A 23,433-nucleotide genomic window follows, 5' to 3' on the forward strand; every position below is an offset into this window, starting at 1 on the left:
GTCTTATAATCCTTTTCATGGGTGTATTACAAAATCTTACGAATTGTTTTTTCCATCTTTGACAAAAAAGCTTTAAAATAGGGGCACTAGTGAACATTTTTATGGAGAGCGACTTGTCGCAATCAATAGTAGAAGTCAAGGATGTTAGCTTTTCGAGAGGCAATAGAACCATATATAAAAATATGAGTTTTAGCGTTCCTAAAGGTAAAATTACTGCGATTATGGGGCCAAGCGGAATTGGCAAAACCACTATGTTGCGTTTAATTGGTGGTCAGCTTAAACCAGATTCAGGTGATATTTTATTTGAAGGTGGCAGCATTCCTAAAATGTCTCGTAAAGAGTTATACGAAGCACGTACTAAAATGAGTATGCTTTTTCAAAGTGGTGCGTTGTTTACTGATATGTCGGTATTTGACAATATCGCGTTTCCTATAAGAGAGCACACAAAGCTAAGTGAAGACCTGATTCGATTAGTTGTGTTAATGAAATTGCAAGCGGTTGGACTACGTGGCGCTAAAGATTTAATGCCCTCTGAGTTATCCGGCGGTATGGCAAGGCGTGCTGCACTTGCACGCGCTATAGCACTTGATCCAGAGCTAATCATGTACGATGAACCATTTGCAGGGCAAGATCCTATTTCGATGGGCGTATTGGTTAAGCTAATTAAGTCGCTTAACGAAGTATTAGGTTTATCGTCTTTAATCGTGACGCACGATGTAACAGAGGTAATGAGTATTGCCGAACACGTTATAATTATCGCCGATCAAGGGGTAATTGGTTCTGGTACTCCAGATGAAATGCGTAATCATGAATCTCCTTTAGTTCAACAGTTTTTAAAAGGCTTGTCGGATGGTCCAGTACCATTTCATTTTCCGGCTCAGGCTTATGCAGACGAACTACTTGGAGAAAAAGCATAATGTTGGATTTATTTCAAAAGCTAGGGCATAAAACGCTAGGACGTTTTGCGGCTCTTGGCCGTTCGGCTTATATGCTGTTTAGTGCGCTTGCGCATGTTCCTAATTTTAAAAAAGGCACACCGTTACTTGTTCGCCAACTTTATATGGTGGGTTCGCAATCGTTACTGATTATTATGGTGTCGGGTTTGTTTATCGGCATGGTGTTGGCTCTACAAGGTTACACCGTATTAGTTGGTTATGGCGCTGAGGATAGTTTAGGGCCGTTAGTGGCACTGAGTTTATTGCGAGAACTGGGCCCGGTTGTTACTGCATTACTGTTTGCAGGACGTGCAGGTAGCGCTTTGACAGCTGAAATTGGCTTAATGAAAGCAACAGAGCAACTTTCATCACTTGAGATGATGGCAATCGATCCGCTAAAACGTATTATTGCACCGCGCTTTTGGGCGGGTTTTATAAGCATGCCATTGCTTGCATTGATATTTTCAGCTGTAGCAATTATAGGCGCTCATTTAGTGGGCGTAGATTGGCTGGGGGTTGATACAGGTAGCTTTTGGTCAATCATGCAATCGCAAGTGTCGTTTCAGCAAGACATACTAAACGGTATTATTAAAAGCTTTGTATTTGCCATAGTGGTGACCTGGATTGCGCTTTATAAAGGATATGACTGTGTGCCGACCTCAGAAGGGATCAGCAAAGCAACCACCGAAACGGTTGTTCATTCGTCATTAGCAGTTTTAGGTTTTGACTTTATTTTGACAGCGGTAATGTTTACCAGCTAATAGGGTATAGATAATGAATTCACGGAAATTAGAAATTTTAGTTGGTTTTTTTGTAGCACTTGGCATTTTAGCTTTTGCGATGCTTGCACTTAAAGTTGCCAATTCAGGTATTAGTGGCTCTGGCGAAACATATACGCTTAATGCCAAGTTTGAAAACATCGGCTCGTTAAAAGCGCGTGCGCCGGTAAAAGTAGGTGGTGTTGTAATTGGTCGTGTTGAATCAATTTATGTTCACCCACAAGAGTTTTTACCAGTCGTTAATATGACCATTGACGCACAGTACTTATGTCGTTTTTCAGACACAAGCTCAATCTCTATTTTAACGTCGGGTATTTTAGGTGAGCAGTACTTGGGTATTCACCCTGTAATTTCTCCAGATTCTGCTAAGCAACGTTGTTTAGGCGAAACAGTGACAGAAAACAAGCAAGATGAAGCAATTGACGATTTATTTGGTGTGGAAAGTAAAGCACTAGGTGATGGCGATTCAATCACTGATACTAAGTCTGCCATTGTACTTGAAGAATTAATCGGGCAGTTTTTATTCAACCAAGGTAGTGAGTAATTATTATGTTGAAAAAGTTTTTAGCTATTGTAGCAATTGGCACAATGACGCTAACTCAAAGCGTAAGTGCAGCAGATGTGAAATTAGTCGATCCTAATAAAATGGTACGCCAAGTTGCCGATAATACATTTGCGCGCATTAAAAAAGATCAGCCATTAATTGTTAAAGATCAAGAATACCTTCGCGTAATAGTCGAAGAGGAATTAATGCCTTATATCGACTATAAATATGCAGCACTTCGTGTACTTGGCAGTGAAGTATCTAAAGTACGTGCAATTACCGACGAGGCTGAAAAGGCCAAAGCAATTAAAGAAATTCAACGCTTTATTGGTGTATTTAGAGAGTACTTAGTTGCTACTTATGCAGGTGTATTTACTCAATACACAAACCAGAAAGTTGAGTTTGGTGCAGAGCAAGCGTTTAAAGGTAAAGACGTTGTTGTTGTTAAGACTAAAATTATTGAAGACGGTAAACCTGATATCAGAATCGATTTTAAAGTACGCGAAGACCGCGACGGTGAGTGGCGCGCGTACGATATGATTGCCGAAGGTATTAGTCTACTAGATGCAAAACAAAGTGAGTTACAAGGTATTTTGCGCCAGCAAGGTATTGATAATGTAAGTAACCTTTTAGAGCAAAAGAGTCAGCTACCAGTTCAGTTTAGAGGCAGTAACTCGAATGACTAAATTGGCAATAAGCCAAGTTGATGGACAACATTTTGGAGTAAGCGGTGAGCTTACTCGAAATTCAATTGGCGATGAACAGCTTCTGAACAATAAGTTATTAACTAAGCATAAAATCATCTATTTCGACCTAAGTGGAGTATCAAGGGTTGACACAGCAGGCTTAGCTTGGTTAATTCACTCTTTTGCAGAATTAAAGCAGCAAGGCATTCGCCTTGAATTGCAAAACCTACCTGAGCAGTTGCAAAATTTAATGCAATTGGGTCAGGTTACAACCCTATTTGAGTGAGAGTTATGGAAACTAGCCAAGTCGAAACATTATTACGCGAAGAACTTCAATTAGCTGAAGTACATGTAAAAGCCAATGGTAGTCATTATGAAGTTGTTGCAGTAGGCGAATGCTTTGACGGTTTAAGCCGAGTTAAAAAGCAGCAGCTAGTTTATGGTCCATTAATGAATACAATTTCAGATGGGACAATTCACGCAGTATCTATTCGTGCATTTACTCCTGTAGAGTGGAAGCGTGAACAAAAATTCATTTTACCGCAATAACTAGGGCCTCCTAATGGATCAATTTGTAATTCAAGGTGGCACTTCACTTGCTGGTGAAGTGACTATTTCGGGCGCTAAAAATGCCGCACTTCCTATTTTATTTGCTTCACTATTAGCTGATGGTAAAAGTATATTTACTAATGTACCGCGTCTTCGCGACATAGTGACCACTGAAGCCTTATTAAAAACTTTAGGTGCAGATGTTAATTGGCAGGGCGATACCCTAGTAATTGACGGTGCAACGGTTAATAAAACATTAGCGCCTTATGACTTAGTAAAGCAAATGCGCGCCTCTGTGCTTGCATTAGGCCCTCTAGTTGCACGTTTTGGTGAAGCTCAAGTCTCTTTACCTGGTGGGTGCGCCATTGGTGCTCGCCCGGTTGATATTCATATTCAAGGTTTGGAGCGCATGGGCGCACAAATAAACGTTGAAAATGGTTATATTAATGCCAAGGTAAATGGTCGCTTAAAAGGCGCTGAAATTTTTATGGAAATGGTAAGCGTAGGCGCTACCGAAAACCTATTAATGGCAGCGGCCCTCGCTGATGGTAAAACCATACTTGATAATGCGGCACGCGAGCCTGAAATAATTGATTTAGCTAACTGCCTAATTGCTATGGGCGCTAAAATCACAGGTGCAGGTACTAGCCGCATTGAAGTTGAGGGCGTTGAGCGTTTAGCAGGCTGTGAACACAGTATTTTACCTGACCGAATTGAAACTGGGACGTTTTTAGTCGCAGCAGCAATGGCTGGCGGTGAAGTACTTTGTAAAAATACAGACTTTCATTCTCTTGAACCTGTGATTGAAAAGCTACGTGCTACGAATGCACACCTAGAAGTACATAACGATAGTATTTATCTTGATATGCGCGGCCGAGAACTTAAAGCCGTGAATATTAAAACAGCTCCACACCCAGGTTTTCCTACGGATATGCAAGCTCAGTTTACAGCATTGAATGTAGTAGCAAATGGTAGTGCAACGATCACAGAAACGATTTTTGAAAACCGTTTTATGCATGTACCAGAGTTGCAGCGTATGGGCGCTAATATTCGTTTAGAAGGGCATACCGCAATTTGTGGTGAGACTGAAAGCTTAACGGGTGCGCAAGTGATGGCAACCGACCTGCGCGCTTCAGCTAGTTTAATTTTAACGGGTATAGTGGCACAAGGTGAAACGGTTGTTGACCGTATTTATCACGTTGATAGAGGTTATCAGCGCATTGAAGATAAACTAAGTGCATTAGGCGCAAATATTAAACGTAGAAGTAGCTAAGTAGATAGCTAGTTAAGCTATTTTAAAAAGGTCGGATACGCAAATTGCTATCCGACCTTTTTATTGACGATTGGTATTACTCTTTATTAAAGCTTTGTTTCAAGCTCAGCTACCACGACCATGATTTTTTCTATTTTCCCATCTCTGTATAGCTCAAATTCTATTTCTTTACCGGGCTCCGTATTACCTATTTTTTCAAGCACTTTTTGTGGGTTTGCTACCGAAAGCCCTGCAATTTTAATGACGATATCTTGCTCTTCAATGCCTGCTTGCCATGCTGGCCCCAAAGGGTCTAAATTAGTAATGCGCATGCCGGTAACCGGCGTTAGGCTGTCGTTTACTTCTTTACCTGTACTATCTACTGCTGTGCCTTCAAAGCCTAAATAGCCGCGTACAACGCGACCGTGACGAATGAGTTTACCCATCACTTTTTTAGCAAGTGAGTAAGGAACCGCAAAAAATATTCCTTGAATATTCAAGTTCTCACGCGTTTTAAATTGTGCAGAAGTAATGCCGACTAAATCACCATTGGAGTTAACTAATGCGCCGCCGGAGTTGCCCACGTTAATAGCTGCATCCATTTGCAATAAGTTATTGTAAGGGCTATCTGTAATTTTTTGCTTACCCGTTGCACTAATAATGCCTTGAGTGATTGTTTGCCCTAAGTTAAGCGGGTTGCCTATAGCAAGTACAACATCGCCTACATTTGATACATAGCTATCGTTTACGGGAATCACCGGGAGGTGATCTGCATTGATTTTAAGTAAGGCTAAATCAGTAATGGTATCAAAACCAATTAGTTGCACATCAAAAAAGCGTCGGCCATCGGTTAAGATAACCATAATTTGGTCTGCATTATTCACAACATGGTAGTTAGTAAGAATATAACCGTCTTGCGACATAATGACGCCAGAGCCTAGCTCTTGTACCGTGTTTTTTCTTTTATAACGAGGTTCTTTGGAAATGCTTTCTGAAAAAATAGTAACTACAGAAGGAGCTGCTCGTTTGACTGCATCAGAAAAACTCAGGTGACTCGCACTCATCGCGCTTGGAAGGGGAACATTAGGAAGTAAGGCGGCTCGCATATTAGGGCTGAAAAAAACCACTAAAAAAGCAATACTTAGACCTGCAAATAAAGGGGGAAGAATAAATTTTATTAATTTCAGCACAGTTTTCTTATTATGTAAGTGAGCAATCTCTTTATGATGACATAAAAAAAATAACAGCGGCAAGTGCCACTGTTATTTTTATTACATTAATAGTGCTATTTATTACTGAATTAAAATAAATATAGACTCACGACCACGTTGCACGCCAAGTACGATATTACCTTTGGTGTTTTCGATAATCTTATTCATATCACGAATAGTCTCTACTCGTTGGCGATTCACTTGCATAATAATATCACCTTCTTCAAGGCCAACACGGGCAGAAGGTGAGCGAGGGTCTACAGACGTAACCTCAACACCTTTATTACTATTTTTTTGCACGTTTTCAAGTGTCGCGCCTTGGAACGCAGGATGCAGCTCTTCGCCTGTCGCTGTAACACCTGATGCACCATCAAGAGTTACTTTTACCGTTTTAATTTTACCATCGCGGTAAATACCTAGTTTTATTTCGCGGCCTTCACCTAGCGTAGCAATTTTGCTACGTAGTTCATGGAAACCACTAATATCGCCGCCATTAATGCTAACAATTACGTCACCTGCTTTTATACCTGCTTTACTTGCAGCAGTGTCGTCCATTACTTGCATTACATAAGCACCTTGTTTAACGTCAAGTTGCTGTGCTTTTGCAAGGCCTGCATCAAGTGGGCGGCCAGAAATACCCAGCGAACCTCGGCGTACTTCACCGTGTTCAACAATTTGATCAACTAAGTTTTTCATCATGTTTGATGGGATGGCAAAACCAATACCCACGTTACCCCCAGAAGCACCTAAAATAGCAGTGTTAATACCAATCAATTCACCGTTTAAGTTAACTAATGCACCACCAGAGTTGCCTTGGTTGATAGCAGCATCGGTTTGAATGAAATCTTCGTAGCCCTCAATATTTAAACCACTACGGCCAAGAGCACTAACAATACCAGATGTAACTGTGTGGCTAAGTCCAAATGGGTTACCAATAGCGACAGCAAAGTCGCCCACTCGTAAACTATCTGAATTTGCGAGTTTTATTTCAGTTAAGTCATCAGCGTCTATTTGTAAAAGAGCGATGTCTGATTCTGTATCAGTACCAATTTTAGTTGCTTCAAATTCACGGCCATCTTCGAGGGTTACTACCATTTTTTCGGCATCTTGGATTACGTGATTATTAGTAACTACATAACCCTCATCAGCATCAATAATTACCCCAGAGCCTAATCCACTAAATTGACGCTTTTGACTGCGAGGCTGTTGCTGTCCAAAAAAGTATTCAAGCGGATCTGCACGGCGGCGTACTTCTTTTGAGCCTGAAACTTGGATACTTACAACACCTGGAGATATTTTCTCTAGCATGGGGGCAAGAGTTGGTAGTTGTTGACCATTTACTGCAATTGGCATTTTTGCATAAGACGCTACAGGGCTCATTAACAAGCTTGTAGATAGAATAGCTGCGCTGATAAGTGATAATTTCATTTTCATAGTCTGGGGTAACTCCACTTAAGATAAAGCAAAACAAAAAGGGCTACTTTACAGCAGCCCTTTTCGGTTTATTAAGATAAAACAACAAAGCTGTTATATCTAAAGACTATGGGGTCAAAAAAAAGTTCATCAAGATGCTTTAGAATGTTCTGAAACTTTATTTTGACCAGCAAATAAACCTGATTCACCTGATACATAATCAGCTGGTTGTGCTGCGGCTGTAGAACGATCGCATTGACGCTCTTTTAATGAAGCCTGCAGTTGTTCTGTTGTTTCTTTTGAAAAGAATGGTTCAGCTGGTGCTTTATTTCTATCTTCTAGAAGAAGCTGGTTTGTTTCTTCAACGTGACTAAGCAGTTGATCATAGTTTTCTTTCATTTTATTTACGAGCTTACCAGTATTCGCTAAATGATCAGCTACATCTTGACGATACTGCTCTAACGCATTTTCAGCTTGCTCTGCTTGCTCTTTTAATTCATCTTGTTTGAACTGTTTTTTAGTAACAAATGCGCCAATAAAAAATGCTACAACAGCAACAATAACAATCAAACCTACCCACATAACTGTACCCATAAAAACTACCCCTTTGGGAAAATAACTAACGAATGCCGATTCAATTATAAATCATACTAAGTGTAATATACCCCGAGTTATGATGCGTGTTAATATGCTTTGCAAATTAAACTGTGTTTTAACTGTAAATAGATATGACTCCTTGGCAAACATACCAACAAGACTTAAAGCGAGATGACTTTGTACACGACGCAGCACAAGAAAATGCTGTGCGCCATTTACAACGTCTATACGATGACCTAACTCAGACAAAGCCAAAACAAAAAGGCTTTTTTGCTAAGCTATTTAGTAAAGAAGAACCTGCGCCTGTAAAAGGTTTGTACTTTTGGGGGGGAGTAGGGCGTGGTAAAACTTATTTAGTTGACACTTTTTACGAATCATTACCGGGCACACGTAAAATGCGTGTGCACTTTCATCGATTTATGCACCGAGTGCATAACGAGCTTAAAAAGCTAAATAATACGGCTAATCCATTAGAAAAAATTGCTGACACTTTTAAAGCAGAAACAGACATTATTTGCTTTGATGAGTTTTTTGTACAAGACATTACTGATGCCATGCTATTAGGTGGCTTAATGGAAGCGCTATTTGCACGGGGCATAGTACTTGTAGCAACCTCTAATATAGTGCCTGATGAGCTTTACAGAAATGGCTTACAACGAGCGCGTTTTATGCCAGCAATTGAGCTTGTTAAAAAAAATACCGAGATAGTTAATGTAGATTCAGGTATTGATTACCGCTTACGTACTTTAGAGCAAGCTGAAATTTTTCATAGTCCGTTAGATGAAGATGCGGATAAGAATCTATTTGAGTACTTCGATAAGTTATCGCCAGAGCCTGGGCAATTAGATGAGCCGATAGAGATAGAAGGGCGAAAAATCAAAACGCGTAAAGTAGCTAAATGCGTTGTGATGTTTGAGTTTAGTGAGTTGTGCGAAACAGCACGTAGCCAGGTCGATTACATGGAGATTAGCCGCTTATACAATACGGTGATTATTTCTAACGTAAAACAGCTAGGGCAAACTAATGATGATGCTGCTAGACGCTTTATTGCTTTAGTGGATGAATTTTATGAGCGCCATGTAACTTTAATTATATCGGCTGAAAAACCTATTACCGAACTTTATACCCAAGGTAATTTAAACTTTGAATTTAAGCGTTGTATTAGTCGTTTACAAGAAATGCAATCCTTAGAATATTTAGCTAGAGAGCATTTAGTTTAAATAAGTAAGTAAATGTGTAATAGGGCAACTATAAAAAAGAGGTACATATATAGTACTTCTTATTTCTGAAATTTCTTGTGGAAAAAACAACCGGCGAGTAGCAATGTGTTTTAAGTGCTGGTATACTCCCGCGTCTGCCACGTTGCGTTCTATGTCCTCATATAGTCTAGCCACTTGTGAGCGGCGCAAAAGTCTAAAACTCGAAGGGGTTATAGCAAACTTAGAGCAGTAGTTAATATTAACTACTTGTGGTTTTAATTGAAAAACATTGGATTTTTATAAATGAAAACGTTTGTTGCTAAACCAGAAACAGTAAAACGTGACTGGTACGTAGTTGACGCTGAAGGTAAAACTTTAGGTCGCATCGCTACTGAAATCGCTCACCGCCTACGCGGTAAGCATAAAGCTGAATACACTCCTCACGTAGATACTGGTGATTACATCATCGTTATCAACGCTGAAAAAGTTACTGTAACTGGTAACAAATTCAAAGATAAAGTGTACTACGCTCACTCTGGTTTTCCAGGTGGCCTTAAGTCTACTACTTTTGATAAACTTCAAGCTGCAAAGCCTGAAATGATCATCGAGAAAGCTGTAAAAGGCATGTTGCCACGTGGTCCTTTAGGCCGCGCTATGTACCGTAAACTTAAAGTTTACGCAGGTACTGAGCATAACCATGCTGCACAACAGCCTCAGGTTCTAGACATTTAAGGAGCACCATCATGGCAAATCAATACTACGGTACAGGTCGTCGTAAAAGTTCAAGTGCTCGCGTATTCTTACGCCCAGGCACTGGTAACATCGTAATCAACAAACGCTCTCTAGAAGAGTATTTTGGTCGCGAAACAGCACGCATGGTTGTTCATCAAGCTCTTGAGCTAGTTGATATGACTGAAAAATTTGACCTTTACATCACCGTTTCTGGTGGTGGTACAACTGGTCAAGCTGGTGCTATCCGTCACGGTATCACTCGTGCACTTATGGAGTTTGACGAGTCACTACGTCCACAACTTCGTAAAGCAGGTTTTGTTACACGTGATGCACGTAAAGTTGAACGTAAGAAAGTGGGTCTTAAGAAAGCGCGTAAGCGTCCACAGTTCTCAAAACGTTAATCTATACGTTATCAAGAATTCAAAAACCCAGCTTATGCTGGGTTTTTTGTTTTCAAATCAAAAAGTTTACATTTGCTACTTAATTTAAATTTGTTTATAGCGGTCGCCATACTTGGTATTGCTGTAATTAATGATGATCAAATTTATTAATAACTGCGTATTAATCGAACGAAAGTTAAAAAACACTCAGATAGCTGCAAAAAAGTTAAATAATTATCGTAATTAGTTTAAATCCATCAGTTAATTGGTGGAATTTTTTGCTACAATTGGCGTGGAAGTAAAATGAGTGAGTTTAACGACACTATGTACAGTTTTTACTGTTTCCTCTTAGTGGTGTTGATCTCGGTCAGTATATTGTTTTTACAGAAGCGTTATTATAGTCGTTCGGCTTTATTCTCGAGCTAGCTTAATCAAATTTTTGATCAAGTCAGGTTTATTCGAGCATGGGGCTTTGAATAACCTTGTTTTAATCAAGGGTTTTAATTATGATCGCTTCTATTTTAAAAATTTCGAATAATTAACCTGCTGTAACTGATGTTCTCAATATAGCAAGTGTTGAGAATCATAGTGGAGATAAGTGGATGAGCAATGCGCCTGTAGACAATGGCCGACGTCGCTTTTTAACCATAGCTACCTCTGTTGTAGGTGGTGTTGGTGCGGCTGGGGCTGCTGTTCCTTTTATTGCGTCTTGGAATCCAAGTGAGCGAGCTAAATCTGCGGGTGCGCCTGTAGAAGTAGATATCAGCAAACTTGAGCCTGGACAATTAATACGTGTCGAGTGGCGTGGTAAACCTGTATGGGTTGTATCACGTACCCCAAAAATGCTTGAGCAGATGAAAGAACATGAAGGTCAACTTCGTGATCCGCAATCGCAAGAGCCACAACAATTAGAATCATCAACAAATGATTACCGTTCATTACGTCCAGAAATATTTTTGGCTGTAGGTATTTGTACGCATTTAGGGTGTTCACCAGGCTTTTTACAAGGTAATTTTGGTGAGAAAGTAGAAGGGACTGATGACGGTTTCTACTGCCCGTGCCACGGTTCTAAATTTGATATGGCTGGTCGAGTATTTCAATCGGTACCTGCACCATTAAACTTAGAAATACCACCTTATACTTTTCTAGATGACACCACTATTTTAGTGGGCGAAGAAAGAGGGGTAGCCTAATGTTTGGTAAGATTATTGGTTGGATAGACGACCGAATCCCAATGACACGTGTTTGGAACATGCACATTGCACAGTATCCAGCACCTAAAAACTTTAACTTCTGGTACTTTTTTGGCTCACTAGCCATGTTAGTACTAGTAAACCAAATCCTAACAGGTATTTGGTTAACTATGAACTTTGTTCCGTCTGCTGAAGGTGCTTTTGCTTCGGTAGAGTACATCATGCGTGATGTAGAATATGGCTGGTTACTACGTTACTTGCACTCAACAGGTGCATCAGCGTTTTTCATCGTTGTATATATGCATATGTTCCGTGGCATGATCTACGGTTCTTACCAAAAACCGCGTGAATTACTGTGGTTATTTGGTATGTTCATTTTCTTAGCGCTAATGGCTGAAGCATTCATGGGATACTTATTACCATGGGGCCAAATGTCGTTCTGGGGCGCACAAGTAATCATTTCATTATTCGGTGCTATTCCGGTTATTGGTGATGACTTAACACTTTGGATCCGTGGTGACTACGTAATATCAGGTGCAACGCTTAATCGCTTCTTTGCATTACATGTAATTGCACTACCACTGGTTATTGTAATCTTAGTTTTCTTACACATTGTTGCTCTACACGAAGTGGGTTCAAATAACCCTGAAGGTATTGAGATTAAACGTAAGAAAGGCTCAGTAGCTGAAGAAGATAAGCCTAAATTTAAATTCCATGAGTATTACACTAACAAAAAAGACATTGTTGATGCGATACCGTTCCACCCTTACTACACAGTTAAAGATATTGTGGGTGTGGTTGGTTTCTTAATACTGTTTTGTTGGGTTGTGTTCTTTATGCCGGCGATGAATGGCTTCTTTTTAGAAGGTCCAAACTTCGAGGCAGCTAACCCACTTAAAACACCTGAGCATATTTTCCCGGTTTGGTACTTTACGCCATTCTATGCAATCTTACGTGCAATCCCTGATAAGTTAATCGGTGTTGCGGCGATGGGTGCATCGATTGTAGTACTTGCATTACTACCTTGGATAGACCGTGGTAGAGTTAAATCGGTTCGTTACCGTTGTGGTTTCCATAAATGGAACATTGCAGGCTTTGTTGTAACTTTCGTTCTTCTTGGTTGGGTGGGTGCAACTCCACAAACTGATATGAAAACGATTATTTCTCAAATCTGTACTGTGACTTACTTTATGTTCTTCGTACTGTTGTTTGTATACAGTAAGAACGAAAAAACTAAGCCATTGCCAGAGAGGTTAACGAAATGATGAAGAAGCTTATTATTGGTTTATTTGCTTTATCAGTAAACTTGTTGCCTAACATGGTTATGGCAGCAGGTCCGTCGGTTCCTTTAATGGAAGCGAATAACGACCTTACTGATCAACCATCTTTACAACGCGGTGCAAAGTTGTTCATGAACTACTGTCTTGGTTGTCACCAAATGCAGTATCAACGTTATGAGCGTACTTTTCGTGATATCGGTATCCCAACAGAAGTTGGTTTAGAGCAGTTAATTTTTGACGGCTCTAAAGTAGGTAGCCATATCACCAACGCAATTACAAAAGACGATGCAGCAAAATGGTTTGGTGCGGCTCCGCCGGATTTAACTCTTATTGCACGTGTAAAATCACCAGATTATATTTACACGTACCTAAAATCGTTTTATAAAGATGAATCTCGCCCGTTTGGAGTTAACAATATTGTTTTTCCATCGGTAGGTATGCCTCATGTTCTTCAAGAACTACAAGGTTTACCAACGCCTATCACTAAAGAAGTAGAAGAACATGGCCACACTGTGACCAAAGTTATTGCTACTGAAACTGATGGTACGGGTGAATTAAGCGTAGATGAATACGACCAAGCGGCTCGTGATTTAACAAACTTCCTTGAGTACGTGGGTGAACCTTCACGTCTTGAATCGGAAGCGCTAGGTATTAAGGTAATAGGATTCTTAATAATTCTATTTATCTTGGCATTTATGCTTAAGAAAGAATACTGGAGAGATGTTCATTAAGTTGAACATTTTTAAAGGTAATTTTGCAATAGGGGCTTAAGCCCCTTTTGCTGTTTTAGTTATTTAATGGAGGTATAGGCATGGCCGTAGCTGCCAATAAGCGCCCTGTAATGACCCTTTTTTCTGGTGCTAACTGTATGTATAGCCACCAAGTACGTATTGTACTTGCGGAAAAAGGTGTAAGTGTAGATATTCATTTGGCTGAAAAAGATAACTTGCCAGAAGCACTTCACGAAATTAACCCTTACGGCACAGTGCCAACACTGATTGACCGTGAGCTTGGTTTATACCAGGCAAACATCATCATGGAATACCTTGATGAGCGTTTTCCTCATCCTCCACTAATGCCTGTTTACCCGGTAATGCGTGGTCGTAGCCGCTTAATGATGCATCGTATTGATACTGATTGGTACAGCCTAGCTGACAAAATCAGTAACAATACGTCAGATGCTGCTCAAGCTCGTAAAGAGCTAACAGAAGCATTACTTGCTGTAGCACCTATTTTTAGCGAAGCACCTTACTTTATGAGTGAAGAGTTTAGCTTAGTAGACTGTTATTTAGCTCCACTATTATGGCGTTTACCAGAGTTTGGTATTGAGCTTAATGGTGCAGGTTCTAAAGAGCTTAAAGAGTACATGATCCGTTTATTTGAACGTGAGTCATTCCAAGCCTCTTTAACTGAAGCTGAGCGTGAGATCCGTTTATAATGACGCCTAATCGTCCTTATTTATTACGTGCTTTTTTTGATTGGATAGTCGATAACGAGTGTACACCGCATTTAGTGGTAGACGCTGGGTTTGCAAATGTACAAGTGCCAACACAGTTTGTTCAAGACGGACAAATTGTTTTAAACATAAGTCCATCAGCGGTCACACAGTTTTCGTTAGACTTAACCCAACTTAGCTTCAATGCGCGCTTTGGTGGTCAGCCAATGCAAGTGTTTGTGCCTCTAGGTGCTGTGCTTGCAATATACGCGCGTGAAAATGGCGAAGGAACAGTCTTTACTGCAGATGAGTTTTTAGAGGACGAAGACGATTTTGTGCCTGAGCTTGAAAGTGTTGATTCATCAGCTGAATTTATTGATGAAACACCACCAGAAAAGCCACAGAAGAAAAAAGGCTCTCATTTACGCGTTATTAAATAATAAGTAAATGCCAAAAAAAAACCGCTTAGTAAGCGGTTTTTTTATGTCTGTATTTTACTTTACATATATTCAAATACTTTAATTACACGCTCTACGCCAGATACATTTCGGGCAATGTTTACAGCTTGAGTAGACTCAGAGTCAGATACTAAACCCATTAAAAATACTTCAGCGTTTTCAGTAACTACTTTAATGTTATTACTGCTAATGTCTTTTGCTGTTAGTAGCTGAGCTTTTACTTTAGAAGTTAACCAAGAGTCATGCGTTTGTGTAGTAATACCAATATTTGAGCCAATACGAATTTGGTTATGTATCTTACGAATACCTGAAACGCCCTCAATGGTACGCTGTGCTTCGTTTCTCATTTCTTCATTAGATACTTGGCCTACAAGTAAAACAATACCGTTAACGCTTACAGCGCTTATATTGGCAAACTTTTCAAGGCGTTCTACTTCGCTAAGTGCAATACTCGCTTTTATTTCAATATTGTTATCGTCAATTTGAGAGCCAATGGTACGGCGATCGTTCGCTGCAGTTACTGCACTGGCTGTACCTGCAACAACAGCAGCTGCGCAGCCTTGTAGTAATACAACAGTACCTAAAACAATAAGAGAGCGTTTAAACATAATTTTCATCCTGAGGGAAAAGCGTTAAATCAACAAGTTCGCTTAAACAATGTAAGTTAACTAAATGGGATTCGATAATGCGGCTAGGGCGTTTAGATGGGGATCTAATTTCAACATCGTTAGGGCCAAGTAGGCCAACCAACTCGCCACCATCATCACCAACCATAACTATGACCTTCATATCTTTAGTTAGTGCAGCTTCAACGGCAGAAATAACATGTTTTTCGTTACCGTTAATAGCCAGTACGAGCAATAAATCACCTTGCTGGGCAAAAGCGCGGACTTGACGAGCAAATGTATCGTGATCGTCTACCTGAGTACTTTGTCCAAGGTTAACGTTTTCTTGCGATAGAGCAATTGCCGGCAAACAAGGACGCTCGGTTTCATAGTGATTAACCAATACACCCGCCATGTGCTGGGCGAGCATGTGGCAATTAGCAGTACCGCAGCAAATGAGTTTATTTCCGTTGATCAGACTTTGTGCAATAGTAAATGCAGCTGACTCAAGCGCACTAGGTAGCACTTCACCAGCAGCGATTTGAACTTGAATGCTTTCTGTAAAAATTTCTTTAATTGTGTCTTGCATAGCCTACCAATAATTTATCTTTGTATTTGCGTTTAAAATACATTTTTAAGCCAATTAATATTAGGAGATGCTTCTCCTGTAATGGCTACATAATCAATTCTTAGTGCTTGGTTAGTTAAATTTTTAGCTGCTAAGTAATGATAAATACTACGTTTTAATCGAGCTTGTTTTTGTGGGCTAAGTGCATAGTTGGCACCGCCGCGGGCATTATTTTTGCGAAACTTGACCTCAATGAATACAAGGGTGTCGCCTTCTTTCATAATGACATCAAGCTCGCCAAAGGGGCAGTAATAATTACGTTCAATGGGTGTTAAGCCCTGAGTAACTAAGTATTTTTGCGCTTCAAGCTCATAATACTGGCCTTTTTCGCGACTATTGTGCCACAGCTCTTTAAACCACGACATGCCGCCCCCTTAACTTAATAAAGTTTAATTTATAGTTTGTATATCACCCGCTGATTGCATAAACAATGGTACCGGGCGTTGTGTTTCTAATTGCACAGGCTTAATGCGACGGTTTGTATATTGAGCCCAGTCGAGCATGCGTTCTATATGGCCGCTGGTATTAACAGATAGCTTACCGCTTAAACCACTATATTGATTGCTTGGCATTACGCTTAACTGTCTAATGTCATGTAATATTGATACAGCATCGTACGCCATTGCAAATAAGCGTTGGCTAATATCAATTTGCTCAGGCCATAGAGAGTTGTACTGCTGGCGTAAATTATGTTGTTTAATTTGCGAATCAAGCATCCACGGTAATTCAGTGAAGTATAGGCCGTCTAAGTCGCCTTTGTCTGTACTGTCAATTTGTTTACTATGACTTTTAGAGCTTGCATAAAGTGGGATACGATCAGCAAATGTACTGACGTTTACATCAAGGTAAGGTTTAATTAAGCGAGTTTCTATTGCATCACCCAAAATATAAATAACGTCTATATCACTGCGTGAACGCGTTTCGTTTTCTACTTCTTGCTTAAATAATGCTTTAACTGTTTGTATGCGATCTTTTGACTTATCAACTTCTAATAAGCTGGTAATTGTGTTCGGCATATCTTTTTTATCATTATAAAAACCGATTTGTGGCTTGGTTTCGCTGTAGCGTTGCCACTGTAGGTTAAAATAATCAACTAAACGTTGGCCATTTGCATTATTTGGCGCAAGCAGCATAGGCTTTTGATAGCCCTTAGTTAAAAAGTGTTCCAGAGCTTGTTGTACTTCGTGCTCAGGGTTCAATGCAAAGTAATAATGCTGAAGCGAAATGCGCTCACCATCAAAGGTGTTTAAATGCAGTACCGGAGTATCAATAAGAGTTTGTGCATTGGCTAGTTTATCAATATTTGCTTTAAGTAGAGGACCAATTACAAAATCAGGCTTTATTTCTTCAAGTTGCGCTGCGATTTCTTCAGTGCTTAGGTTTTCATCAATAAAAATAGTGTCGTTGATAGTTTGCGTATCAAGTGCAGCTAACACACCGGCTTTAAGCGCATCACCTAAGCGTTCGTTAGGGCCTGATTGTGGAAACAACACAACTAAACGCTCTATATTAATAGGGGCGAGCTCAGTAAGCATTTCGTCTTGTTCAGGTAATACAGAAAAAGCCGGATGCCCAATATAGCGCCTGCGCCAATTATTAATTGCTTGGTCTAGCTCCACGCCACTACTTGCATATACTTGATAGTATAGACCAAGGTTTACCCAGCCTTGCTGGATAACCGAACCACGGTTAAAACGTTCAAGCGCATATGAAGAGAGCTGTTTTAAGTTATCCCACAAATTTTGATTGAGCTGAGGGATTTCTATATTGTTTTTTGTGGCTGTCTCAGAGGCTCTAAAGAAATAGGGGGCAGCTTTTTTAGGAAAATTTTGCGATGCATAAATACTGGCTGTTAAAAATTGATGCCAAGCAAAATGCTCAGGTTGAGTAAGTTGTCCGTCTAGCGATTGTAAAATCACCAAAGCTTGATCATTCTTATTCTGTTGTTTTTGTGCAAATGCAATATAAAGACGGTTTTGGATTTGATCAACACTTGCGGTTAATTCAAGCTCATTACCAATTTTCTCTAACAAAGGCCAATTTTGCTCACTAATTGCAGCATCACGGGCACTATACAATAACTGTATTTTATCGGCACCTTGGCGGTTTTGCGCCAATTGGTAGATAGATTGCGCACTGGTTGCCTGATTTTGCAGTGCATTAGTGCGGTTACTTACGTTATCGCTGTTTTTAGTTGGTTTTTCGGTTGTGCTACACGCCGATAACCCTGACAATATAATTAATAGACTAACTAGTTTAAGTCGCACAATGATTTCCCAATACGTTAACGCGATTTGCTTATATTACTGACTGACGCAGGAGACCTCAATGTTAAATGAGGAGAATTCACAGAAAATTGGCACTCTTTACATTGTTGCCACCCCAATTGGCAATTATGACGACTTAAGTCACCGTGCCATTGCGACATTATCGCAAGTTGACTTAATAGCTGCTGAAGACACTCGCCATACCGGCAAGCTACTTAGCCACTTTGGAATTAAGGCAAAAACGTTTGCATTACACGACCACAACGAAAAGCAAAAAGCACAACAAATTATTGATCAACTTAATCAAGGTTTAAATATTGCTTTAGTATCTGACGCTGGTACACCGCTAATTAGTGATCCCGGCTATGCGGTTGTAAATCTATGTCGCGAACAAGGCGCTCATGTTACACCTGTTCCAGGTGCATGTGCTGCAATTACAGCCGTATGTTGTTCAGGCTTACCAACCGACCGTTTTCAGTTTATTGGTTTTACGCCAGCTAAAAGCAAAGCTCGCCAAGACTTTTTTATCGAAGCTGTTAACTCAGGTATCACCAGCATAATGTACGAAAGTACGCACCGTATTATGGCAAGCCTTGATGATTTAGCACTAGCCCTTGGTGATGAGCAGCAAGTTGTATTTGCTAAAGAGCTAACCAAAACCTTTGAAACATTTTTTAATGGTAGTGTAAGTGAGCTTAAACAATTTTTAACTGATGATCCTACCAAGCAGCGCGGCGAAATAGTGCTTATGCTTGCGGGTAAACCAAAGCAAATAGACGATGTTCCGCCAGAAGCGCGCAAAATGCTGGCACTTCTTGAAAGTGAAATGCCAATGAAAAAAGCCTGTGGCGTTGTAGCTGAATACTTTGGTATGAAGAAAAACGCTTTATACAAAACAATTATTGAAGAAAAAGAGTAAATTTTACTGCGCTTGGTATTAGCCTCATGTATACTGCGCGCCGAGTCAGCCAAGATGATCGCTGCCTGTGACGAAAATGATCAGGGGGAGGAAAGTCCGGGCTCCATAGGGCAGAGTGCCAGCTAACGGCTGGGGGGCGTGAGCCCACGACAAGTGCAGCAGAGAGTAGACCGCCAATCTCGATTGGTAAGGGTGAAAGGGTGCGGTAAGAGCGCACCGGGCCGCTAGTAATAGTCGGTTGCAAGGTAAACTCCACTCGGAGCAAGACCAAATAGGGTTCTATCATTTTAAATAATGAACGCGTGGCCCACGTGAGAACCGGGTAGGTTGCTTGAGCCATAGAGCGATTTATGGCCTAGACGAATGATTATCACTTTCTTCGGAAAGGACAAAACCCGGCTTATAGGCTGACTCACTCATTCAATAGAAAGCCCGCAGTTAACGCTGCGGGCTTTTTTGTGCTTGTAAATAAAATAAGCGTTTAACTCTCAGCCTCCGCTGTCAAATTAATGCTTTTTTGACTTAACAGGTTTAAGATTTTAGGTTGAAATTGATCAAATTCGGTGTGAGAGGGCTGCGTTCATTAAGAGATAAAACCAAGTTTTTAAATACTAGGTATCACGCAGAAATTAACCAAACTTGCTGTTTGGCTTATGTTGTAGACAAGGCTTTAGCGGCACTGGTTAAATTTAAGGGCTTACAAAAGTACATTACTGAGCAAGGTTTAACACTCGCGTGTAAAAGTGAAATTAAAATTCAAAGTGACAGGTTTATCTGACTAATCTTCATTTTAAATAAAAATAATAGCTAAATTGAGGGAACTATTTAGAGAAATACTTAGCTCTTCTTCTCATGTATTCATTATACAGCGAAAGGCTAGATGCTGCGCAGATGTCAGCAACTTGATCTAACCAGAAAAAGTACTCTACCTTCCGTTCAGGTGACCAACCAGAAGGTATGGCAGAAGCATTAGAGCACAGATCAGCTAATTTAATACGCTTTACCGAGATTGACTTCTTAGGAAGCATTTTAAGCGTTTCTGCTCTTCGCTCTTCTAAAGATAGCGATTTATCGTCAGTAAGGGCTTCTACTAATTCCAGAACACGATTACCACAGGTTTTATAAATCTCCCCTCTTGTAATATCAGTGTCCTCTAAAATGTCATGCAGTATTGCGGCGCATAGCTCATCGTTTTCATCAATTTCAGCGATATCAGTTAGTAGGGCTGCCACTTCTATCAAATGATTTATATAGGGTGAGTCATCTGACTTTCGCTTTTGCTGCGCATGATATTTTGAAGCCAGATCCAGTGATTTAATTAAAAGCCTGTTTGAGCTCATTTTAGCAACCTTAAAGTAATATTAACTAAAGCCATAGTTAAAAATCCACGGTAAAAGTTGCCCAGGTCAACCTTTTAATCCGCGTAAAATAGCACTATGAAAGTAGCTTCTGAATTTCGAAAGTGGTTAGCCTTGTTTAGCCACCCAAGTAAGAGTTATTTTATGTACTCATCATATTGACGTTGTAATTCCAACCAAGTTGCAGCGCTAATTTTAGTCGCTTTTTCTAGTTTGTCGGCTAGCACAGAGTTAACAGCCAAGTTAGCTACCATAAATTGTTTTAGAGTCTCAATTTCTATGTTTGTTTTATCAGCAAGGTCTTGAGTGCCTTTAGATTCAAATTTATCTAAGCAATTTCGCTTAAAAAAGTTTGAAGGATGTTTTCGAAACCCACCACTGGGCCGTTTTACTAGTTTTAAATCCTTAAGGGGAGTAGTTTTGCTGCGTTTTATAAAGTTATAATTATTTATGTGGTACCTCATAGCTCTTACGATAGCTTTTACGGATGTTTTGGCTAATTAATTACGGATAATAAATTAAATATTTCATTGTCTATTTCATTTTTCGACTAACTACTCCTTCCTCTATAGTTAAGTGTTTTTGCTCAAAAAAAGGCCTACATTTAGTAGGCCATAATGAAAAAGTTTCTCACACTTTCTCTTCTGCTCCCTCACGGAAACAACACATGTCTATAATATAAAATACTTGCGACAGAATAAGTCGCAATATTGTTCATTTTAAATATTGGTCATTCAGTTACTCAACTTAGTAGGTTTAGGGAACCCACCCATGCATTATTTGAATCAGGCTTTCTGAGAGCGAAAACGAATAACTCTACGGAGCCTCCATTAATTAACATATTAGCAGTTGCTATAAATTGCTCGACATCGTGAGGCTCTGAAATAAGCGTATCGTCATCTACAGACGCTTGCAAACCTAACTTAATATCAAAGTCTCGGCGGTCTAAATTCAAGTAAACAATTGACTCATCTTGGTGTTGCGCACGCAGTTTTTTAATTTCTATGGGGTGATCATCCTCACTTAACTTTTTTAAAAGAAAGTTGATTTGGTAGTCATTGATTTTGATCTGCCAGCCAAGGTCTGTTTTAATTGCTTTATTCTTTAACAAATCTTGTTCAAGGTCGTATTCGTCAATAGCTGATGGTTTATTTTCATGATAAAAATCCAATAAGTGTTGAGATAGCTTTTCACTTAATTGATATGCTTTTTTATCGGTTAATGTATGGGTCAAACAATTTAAAGACTGCCATTTTCTCTGAGTCAAAGTATCAAATAACTCAGTAGCCACTTTTTCTGTAGGAAATTCGGCATAATCTTTGTGATTTTTATGCCCTTCGTACTGAACGGCAAATAACTCTCTATCGCTGTTGTTAACCTTCAAAATATCATCAACATAAATCCAGTGCGGCTTAGAGTGTTTATCGGTAACACCATCATTTACTACTTTATAAGCTAATATCATTTGCTTAATTTTTATAGAATCGTTGATATTTATTGGGATGAGGTATTTTATTTTTTGATTCTGAGTAATTAACAACTCACCACTTTCAAATGAGCTGTATAACGTACTATTTTCATAGCTTCTAATGTGAAAATCTGCTTTCATTAATTTTTCTCTACTTAACGTTTATTTAATGCAAGAGAAGCTTGAGGCCTAAAAACAAGGTTACAGGGCTTTTAAACAACTTCCTTATCATTTTTATCGCACGCAGATTAACCCAAAGCTCTCTGCTATAAAAGTGCTTTTATATATAAAAGAGTGCAATTACCCTACCTACAACCACAGGCTAACCTGCTGTTATAATTTAATTTATGGTAATATATCTGTAAGTTTAAGTTATAATAAGAGCCCAAAGTTGATGCCAACGGCTAAAGGAAAGACTCTCCCTCGCATTATTAATATGATGCAACTTATCCCTATTACTCCTAGGTGGACAACAGCCAAAATTTTACAATTAGGCCTTGAAGATAGAGGTTTTACAGTCACAAAACGTACTGTAGAGCGCGATTTAGTGGAAGTAGCAGACTTATTTGGGCTAGTAAGTTCAGACTCACCTGACGGGTACAAATGGTCTTATTCAAGAAAACGTTCTGATATTTTCTTACCTTCTATTTCTGCTGAGGAAGCTTTATCACTTCAGCTAGTCGAGCAACACCTTGAAGACTACTTTCCTAAAGAGGTATTTTCTCAGCTTAATGCAATTTTTAAAAAATCAAAAGATACGCTTGTGAGATCTAAATCATTGCACTCTTGGCCTTCGAAAATTGCGAACTTGCCACATGTTTTGGCATTTAAACCATTAAATATTAATACTGAAATTAAATCCCTAATAACTCAAGGAATACTGGAGCAACGTAAATTAGAAATAACTTACGGGAACTCGGATTCTATTCACCTTATTTCACCAATAGGGATGGTGGTAAGAGACACTAAGTTGGTTCTTATTTGCTACTTTTATGATTATGAAGAACCTAGGCATCTTCTTTTTCATCGGGTTAATAGCGCCAAGCTGTTAAATGAAACGTTCGATACTGACTTTGATACTTCAAAATACATTCAAACAGGTGCAGTGGGTATATTAGTAAATGCAGAGCTAATTGATGTGAAACTCACAGTAAAAGGGTATGCCAAAGAGCTATTCCAAGAGTCAGTTATTAATGGTAGCCAGAAAGTTAGTGATGAAAAGGCTTTTGCTAATTCGATTACTCAAGATGATTGGATAGATATTTCTATTCAGTTGCCTCATACCTTGGAGTTAGAGAACTGGCTTATGGGTTTATCAGATCAGATTATTGTAAAGGCACCAAAGCAGCTAAAAGCCAGAGTTATTAGGCGTATGATAAAATCATTGGGTCAGTATGGAGTTGAGGTCAAATAACAGCCCTTTGTACTATCTTAGCGCTTTGAAAATTATAATTTCATCAACGACTTCGGATTACTTAGCAATCATTCTCGCTCAGTAACTCGAGACTCTCCTAGAAGCCAATTTGAACTTCCAAAATTAAAAAA

27 protein-coding genes and 1 other RNA gene are annotated in these 23,433 nt (G+C 39.5%); 18 read left to right on the plus strand and 10 right to left on the minus strand.

All coding sequences use genetic code 11. The features are described from left to right. Positions 1-101 precede the first annotated feature (101 nt). From FFU37_RS01510 to murA, 7 genes are read left to right on the plus strand one after another with little or no spacing between them, the layout of a single operon-like run. Positions 102-917: an ATP-binding cassette domain-containing protein gene (locus tag FFU37_RS01510; protein ID WP_080945050.1), complete on the plus strand. Its 816-nt coding sequence runs from the start codon at positions 102-104 to the stop codon at positions 915-917. Then, on the plus strand, positions 917-1,696 hold the full coding sequence (mlaE, locus tag FFU37_RS01515) for a lipid asymmetry maintenance ABC transporter permease subunit MlaE (protein WP_002957949.1): 780 nt from the start codon (positions 917-919) through the stop codon (positions 1,694-1,696). Before FFU37_RS01510 ends, mlaE begins: the two co-directional genes overlap by 1 nt. Before the next feature lie 13 nt (positions 1,697-1,709). Next, complete coding sequence (mlaD, locus tag FFU37_RS01520) at positions 1,710-2,258, plus strand: outer membrane lipid asymmetry maintenance protein MlaD (protein WP_002957950.1); 549 nt, start codon at positions 1,710-1,712, stop codon at positions 2,256-2,258. Between the two features lie 5 nt (positions 2,259-2,263). After that, positions 2,264-2,944, plus strand: a complete 681-nt coding sequence (locus FFU37_RS01525) for an MlaC/ttg2D family ABC transporter substrate-binding protein (RefSeq protein WP_039485391.1) — start codon at positions 2,264-2,266, stop codon at positions 2,942-2,944. Further along, positions 2,937-3,230 carry an STAS domain-containing protein gene (locus tag FFU37_RS01530; RefSeq protein ID WP_002957952.1) on the plus strand — a complete coding sequence of 98 codons (294 nt, stop codon included), beginning with the start codon at positions 2,937-2,939 and terminating at the stop codon, positions 3,228-3,230. Before FFU37_RS01525 ends, FFU37_RS01530 begins: the two co-directional genes overlap by 8 nt. Positions 3,231-3,235: 5 nt before the next feature. After that, entirely contained in the window at positions 3,236-3,493 is a 258-nt protein-coding gene (locus FFU37_RS01535; RefSeq protein WP_002957953.1) for a BolA family protein, read from the plus strand. Positions 3,494-3,506: 13 nt separating this feature from the next. After that, positions 3,507-4,766, plus strand: coding sequence for a UDP-N-acetylglucosamine 1-carboxyvinyltransferase (murA, locus tag FFU37_RS01540; RefSeq protein ID WP_002957954.1), 1,260 nt, complete (start codon positions 3,507-3,509; stop codon positions 4,764-4,766). 86 nt (positions 4,767-4,852) lie between these two features. Here murA and FFU37_RS01545 read toward each other — a convergent pair whose 3' ends face one another. The 3 genes from FFU37_RS01545 to FFU37_RS01555 all read right to left on the minus strand — a co-directional run bounded on the left by FFU37_RS01545 (position 4,853) and on the right by FFU37_RS01555 (position 7,963). Continuing rightward, positions 4,853-5,935 carry a trypsin-like peptidase domain-containing protein gene (locus tag FFU37_RS01545; protein WP_024595792.1) on the minus strand — a complete coding sequence of 361 codons (1,083 nt, stop codon included), beginning with the start codon at positions 5,933-5,935 and terminating at the stop codon, positions 4,853-4,855. A gap of 102 nt (positions 5,936-6,037) precedes the next feature. Next, positions 6,038-7,390 (minus strand): Do family serine endopeptidase, encoded by a 1,353-nt coding sequence (locus FFU37_RS01550; protein ID WP_024606350.1) that lies wholly within the window; start codon positions 7,388-7,390, stop codon positions 6,038-6,040. Positions 7,391-7,519: 129 nt separating this feature from the next. Continuing rightward, on the minus strand, positions 7,520-7,963 hold the full coding sequence (locus FFU37_RS01555) for a Z-ring associated ZapG family protein (protein WP_002957957.1): 444 nt from the start codon (positions 7,961-7,963) through the stop codon (positions 7,520-7,522). 134 nt (positions 7,964-8,097) lie between these two features. Between FFU37_RS01555 and zapE the strand changes: the two genes are divergently transcribed. From zapE to FFU37_RS01595, 8 genes are all read left to right on the plus strand, one after another. Then, positions 8,098-9,186 carry a cell division protein ZapE gene (gene zapE, locus FFU37_RS01560; RefSeq protein WP_002957958.1) on the plus strand — a complete coding sequence of 363 codons (1,089 nt, stop codon included), beginning with the start codon at positions 8,098-8,100 and terminating at the stop codon, positions 9,184-9,186. 282 nt (positions 9,187-9,468) lie between these two features. Then, entirely contained in the window at positions 9,469-9,897 is a 429-nt protein-coding gene (gene rplM, locus FFU37_RS01565) for a 50S ribosomal protein L13 (protein ID WP_002957960.1), read from the plus strand. An 8-nt stretch (positions 9,898-9,905) separates the two neighbouring features. Further along, entirely contained in the window at positions 9,906-10,298 is a 393-nt protein-coding gene (rpsI, locus tag FFU37_RS01570; RefSeq protein ID WP_024595789.1) for a 30S ribosomal protein S9, read from the plus strand. 581 nt (positions 10,299-10,879) lie between these two features. Next, the gene (gene petA / locus FFU37_RS01575; RefSeq protein WP_002957962.1) at positions 10,880-11,470 is read left to right on the plus strand and encodes a ubiquinol-cytochrome c reductase iron-sulfur subunit; all 591 of its coding nucleotides are present in this window, start codon (positions 10,880-10,882) and stop codon (positions 11,468-11,470) included. Then, positions 11,470-12,735 (plus strand): cytochrome b, encoded by a 1,266-nt coding sequence (locus FFU37_RS01580; RefSeq protein ID WP_002957963.1) that lies wholly within the window; start codon positions 11,470-11,472, stop codon positions 12,733-12,735. Before petA ends, FFU37_RS01580 begins: the two co-directional genes overlap by 1 nt. Then, complete coding sequence (locus FFU37_RS01585; protein WP_002957964.1) at positions 12,732-13,481, plus strand: cytochrome c1; 750 nt, start codon at positions 12,732-12,734, stop codon at positions 13,479-13,481. The genes FFU37_RS01580 and FFU37_RS01585 overlap by 4 nt, the downstream gene beginning before the upstream one ends. A gap of 80 nt (positions 13,482-13,561) precedes the next feature. After that, a complete protein-coding gene (sspA, locus tag FFU37_RS01590) occupies positions 13,562-14,188 on the plus strand; it encodes a stringent starvation protein SspA (protein ID WP_002957965.1) in 627 nt (208 codons plus the stop codon). Beyond that, complete coding sequence (locus tag FFU37_RS01595) at positions 14,188-14,625, plus strand: ClpXP protease specificity-enhancing factor (RefSeq protein WP_138488541.1); 438 nt, start codon at positions 14,188-14,190, stop codon at positions 14,623-14,625. Before sspA ends, FFU37_RS01595 begins: the two co-directional genes overlap by 1 nt. Positions 14,626-14,684: 59 nt before the next feature. On the opposite strand, the gene dolP is transcribed toward FFU37_RS01595, so the two are convergent. The 4 genes from dolP to FFU37_RS01615 are packed head-to-tail and all read right to left on the minus strand — an operon-like array spanning position 14,685 to position 18,143. Continuing rightward, entirely contained in the window at positions 14,685-15,251 is a 567-nt protein-coding gene (dolP, locus tag FFU37_RS01600) for a division/outer membrane stress-associated lipid-binding lipoprotein (protein ID WP_039485369.1), read from the minus strand. After that, entirely contained in the window at positions 15,244-15,837 is a 594-nt protein-coding gene (locus FFU37_RS01605; RefSeq protein ID WP_002957968.1) for an SIS domain-containing protein, read from the minus strand. Before FFU37_RS01605 ends, dolP begins: the two co-directional genes overlap by 8 nt. Before the next feature lie 32 nt (positions 15,838-15,869). Further along, positions 15,870-16,241, minus strand: coding sequence for a YraN family protein (locus FFU37_RS01610; protein WP_002957970.1), 372 nt, complete (start codon positions 16,239-16,241; stop codon positions 15,870-15,872). 24 nt (positions 16,242-16,265) lie between these two features. Beyond that, positions 16,266-18,143, minus strand: a complete 1,878-nt coding sequence (locus FFU37_RS01615; protein WP_138488542.1) for a penicillin-binding protein activator — start codon at positions 18,141-18,143, stop codon at positions 16,266-16,268. Positions 18,144-18,204: 61 nt separating this feature from the next. Between FFU37_RS01615 and rsmI the strand changes: the two genes are divergently transcribed. Beyond that, the gene (gene rsmI, locus FFU37_RS01620) at positions 18,205-19,062 is read left to right on the plus strand and encodes a 16S rRNA (cytidine(1402)-2'-O)-methyltransferase (RefSeq protein WP_138488543.1); all 858 of its coding nucleotides are present in this window, start codon (positions 18,205-18,207) and stop codon (positions 19,060-19,062) included. Between the two features lie 41 nt (positions 19,063-19,103). Continuing rightward, an RNA gene (gene rnpB, locus FFU37_RS01625) (RNase P RNA component class A) lies at positions 19,104-19,481 on the plus strand. A gap of 402 nt (positions 19,482-19,883) precedes the next feature. On the opposite strand, the gene FFU37_RS01630 is transcribed toward rnpB, so the two are convergent. The 3 genes from FFU37_RS01630 to FFU37_RS01640 all read right to left on the minus strand — a co-directional run bounded on the left by FFU37_RS01630 (position 19,884) and on the right by FFU37_RS01640 (position 22,029). Further along, positions 19,884-20,402: an HD domain-containing protein gene (locus tag FFU37_RS01630; protein WP_138488544.1), complete on the minus strand. Its 519-nt coding sequence runs from the start codon at positions 20,400-20,402 to the stop codon at positions 19,884-19,886. 155 nt (positions 20,403-20,557) lie between these two features. Then, a complete protein-coding gene (locus tag FFU37_RS01635; protein ID WP_138488545.1) occupies positions 20,558-20,884 on the minus strand; it encodes a hypothetical protein in 327 nt (108 codons plus the stop codon). Between the two features lie 278 nt (positions 20,885-21,162). Then, entirely contained in the window at positions 21,163-22,029 is an 867-nt protein-coding gene (locus tag FFU37_RS01640) for a hypothetical protein (RefSeq protein ID WP_138488546.1), read from the minus strand. 253 nt (positions 22,030-22,282) lie between these two features. On the opposite strand from FFU37_RS01640, the gene FFU37_RS01645 reads away from it, so the two are divergent. Continuing rightward, positions 22,283-23,302 (plus strand): helix-turn-helix transcriptional regulator, encoded by a 1,020-nt coding sequence (locus tag FFU37_RS01645; protein WP_138488547.1) that lies wholly within the window; start codon positions 22,283-22,285, stop codon positions 23,300-23,302. The last annotated feature ends 131 nt before the right edge of the window (positions 23,303-23,433 follow it).

It is taken from the genome of Pseudoalteromonas distincta (genome assembly GCF_005877035.1).
GTDB classification, from domain to species: domain Bacteria; phylum Pseudomonadota; class Gammaproteobacteria; order Enterobacterales; family Alteromonadaceae; genus Pseudoalteromonas; species Pseudoalteromonas distincta.